This window comes from Rhodococcus sp. (in: high G+C Gram-positive bacteria), assembly GCF_049286785.1.
GTDB lineage: Bacteria > Actinomycetota > Actinomycetes > Mycobacteriales > Mycobacteriaceae > Rhodococcus_F.
Map to the genome: position 1 here is coordinate 1 of NZ_JBAQEO010000417.1, position 3264 is coordinate 3264.

1 protein-coding gene and 1 pseudogene are annotated in these 3264 nt (G+C 60.2%); one reads left to right on the forward strand and one right to left on the reverse strand.

The genetic code is table 11. The features are described 5' to 3' along the window. Positions 1-652, forward strand: a pseudogene (locus WAW17_RS15555) (cyclohexanone monooxygenase); the annotation flags it as partial. Between the two features lie 560 nt (positions 653-1212). Here the strand turns inward: WAW17_RS15555 and WAW17_RS15560 are convergent. Next, positions 1213-2988 (reverse strand): sigma-54-dependent Fis family transcriptional regulator, encoded by a 1776-nt coding sequence (locus tag WAW17_RS15560; RefSeq protein WP_422333846.1) that lies wholly within the window; start codon positions 2986-2988, stop codon positions 1213-1215. Positions 2989-3264: the final 276 nt, after the last annotated feature.

Sequence of the window (3264 nt, forward strand, 5' to 3'; positions counted from 1 at the left end):
GGCTAAGGGCTACCCCTACGCGGCCAAACGTCCTCCGTCAGGAACCGACTACTACGAGACGTTCAATCGGCAGAACGTCACGCTCGTGGACATCAGCAACGATCCTATCGAGGAGATCACTCCCACGGGACTTCGAACCACGAGCAGAGAGCTCGAGTTCGACGCCATCGTCTTTGCAACAGGATTCGATTCCTCGACCGGAGCACTGCTGCGGATGGAGATCGAAGGACGCGACGGCTTGACTCTCAGCGAGAAGTGGAAAGAAGCTCCCCTCACCAACTTCGGGTTGAGCACTGCCGGATTCCCCAATCTTTTCATGATCATGGGTCCACAAACCCCGTTCGCCAATATTCCGACGTGCATCGAGGAGAACGTCGACTGGATCGCCTCCTGCATCCAGCACATGCAGAAGACCGGGGCCACTACATGTGAGAGCACGGATGAGGGGGAACAGCGATGGACGAGCCACTCGCAAGATGTTGCAGGCCTCCTTGTGCCCACCAAGAACGAGACGGTTTCGACGTGGTACAACGGCGGCAACGTCGAAGGTAAGAACCGCGCCGTTGCGGTCTACTTCGGAGGTGCAAACGAGTACTTCCGGGCGACTCGGGAGTCTGTGGAGAACGGTTACGAAGGGTTCGTTCTTCGCTGACAGATAACCCTGGCCAGGGCGCTCGAACGCGATATCGTCTGCCGGTTACCGGCAGTCCTGTTCCGCTGCCGCCGAGCCTGTTCGGAATACATCCGGACGATCCGTGTGACGACTCGCGGAGGCAAGGTGAACGGGCGCCCCGGCCGGGTATCGCCCCGATCCAACAATTGAAGACAACTGCTGCGGGAGCGCCTCACGGACAGGCGCGCGACCATCACGCCGGCCACCGGCATAAGAACGCAACAACCATTGGGCGGACCGTGACGCTTCATACATCCTGAAACATATCGGGCAGATTTGGCCCAGCAATTTAAGCTTTCTCGAACACGGCCTCACAGGACCGACCGGCGCATCGGGAAGCATGAAGGATGCGAAAGCCGGTGAACCTGCCGGTATCGACCGGACAATAGAAGGTCGTTGGGAACTGGTAAAGAGGCCAAAGATGTCGATCATATTTCGGTTCCGGCTGCGACGGCTACATCGTTGACGTGCGAGTATCCGGTAGGTCACCGGGCTGTAGGCCCCGGCGGTGGGCCGGACGTCTCTATCGAGATCTTCGGTCAGTAGTTCGAAGAGGACAGATCGATTCCAAGCGCCCGGATCTTGCGGTAGAGCGTCGATCGAGCTAGCCCGAGGCTATCGGCAGCAACTCGTTTGTTCCCGCGCGCTTTCTGAAGAGCGTCCAGTATGGCCTTGGCTTCGATATGTTCCAGGCCGACCAGGTCTCGACGCCCTGCGTCTGCACGCAGTCTCGGAGGTAGATCAACAGCGCTGATCGTAGGGTGTCGGTGTCTTGCGAGAATCTCCCGAACCACGGCGTCGATGGAGGCGACGTTTCGGCTCCAGTTGATCCGGCTGAGTGTCTGTACGGCGTCCGGCAACCACCGGACCGATCGAGCCGCTGGTAGGTGCCTCATCGTCAACGCGTCAAGGATGAGAGGGAGGTCCTGGAGTCTTTGGGACAGCGGCGGAACTTCGAGCACGACATCGAACCACTCGGCGATCGGAGAACGATCTTCGTGGGGGGCCACTTCCCTCATGGTTGCGTTTACTTGTATTCCGCTGCAAGTAAATTCATCCAGCAGGCAAACCACGACATGTGCCTCGGCCTCGTTCAGGTGATCCAGTCGTCGCAGTATGAGCTCCGGCGCTCCGGCGGAGCCCATTCTGCGAACATTGTCGAGCCAGCGCTCGAACGGCTCATTCGTCAAGGATTTGGCTTCGACGACGACTGCACGGTTACCGGCCAGGGCAGATGCGACAGCGAACTTGCCGACGCCGGCGTCACCTACAAGCAGTTTTGGACGTTGCCGGAATTCGGCTACTTCATGACACAGTCTGCGCCATGCGTCACTGGTTCCAACTAATCCCCGAATGGGTGCAGCGCCGTATCCCTTCGGTAGGAGCGAAGCTGTGCACGTCGGCTCGGGCTTTACTAGGAGAACTGCGCCCACTGGACGGGTACCGTCGAATACCTTGCGTACTTTGACAACGGCAGGGGTGCCGTCGCCGAGGGACACAGTCGAATCTTGCTCTGTCGAACTGTGCAGAACGGTCGAAGCGTGCTCCCACAGCAGCGCTTGGTCGACCGAGCTGAACCTGCGGGCCGCCGCGGCGTTGCTGATCACGGTCTGGTCGTCCAGGCAAATGACAGGATGGCGAGTGTCGCGGTTTTCGGCGAGGTAGGCAGACATAAGCATTTGCTCGCGTCGGGAGGCCACGTTCAGAAGGGCGCGCTCGATCTCAAGAGCGAGGTCGGTCACCCATGTTTGTAGGATGGGGCTGGTATCGCGGAAGCGTACGGTGACGTTGAGTGTGCCTACCAGTCTACGAGTGATGGGGTGACGAATCGGCGCCCCGGCGCACGTGAAGTCCAGCAGTTCTTCTGAGAAATGCTCGGGCCCGGCAACGGTAGCGCTTCGACCGGTCTCGAGGACGATGCCGCTGCTGTTTGTGCCCACGGTGGCTTCGCCCCATCTGTAGTCGGGAGCGATGCACTGAGAATCCAGGATGGAGGCGAAACCCCTGTCTTCCACCCACCGGCGCAACAGTCGGCCGGAAGAATCTGTCATCGCCAGGCTACAGCTCGACTGGGAAAGAGCGGCCCTGCGGTGCTCAACGATTTCGCCTGCGACCTGACGAAGTTGCACGTTGGTGTCGTCGCAGCTGACGAGAGAAGGGGCACAGCGATCGGGGCCCAGGCCGTACATCAGCGAGCGCCGCCAGGACTCCACAATTTGCGGACGCACTCCAGAGACGGCCGTCAGGCCGCCGGGTGTCGATAGCGCGCGTTCTCTGGCCGCAAGTATTAGTTGGCGCCCTCCGTTGTCTCCCACCGTGCTCCTTTCGGGGATGCATGGATCTACGCCATACGGCTCGTCTGTGAGCTGAGTCACCCATAGCCTAGTGCTACTGACGTACTTGTCAATAGGTCGCGTTTTGGGGCTCTCCTCTTCGGTTTCTCTGCCTGCACCCGCGCACCTCTCGAAGTCGGCTGGGACGAACAATCGGTGAGGGCGCTGCGTGCGGCGTGCGCTTACAAGTCCCGGCGCGGCCCTCGACCTGGTGTGGGGACGACTCACCGATGCGGTGTTGCAGTTGATCGGTGATGC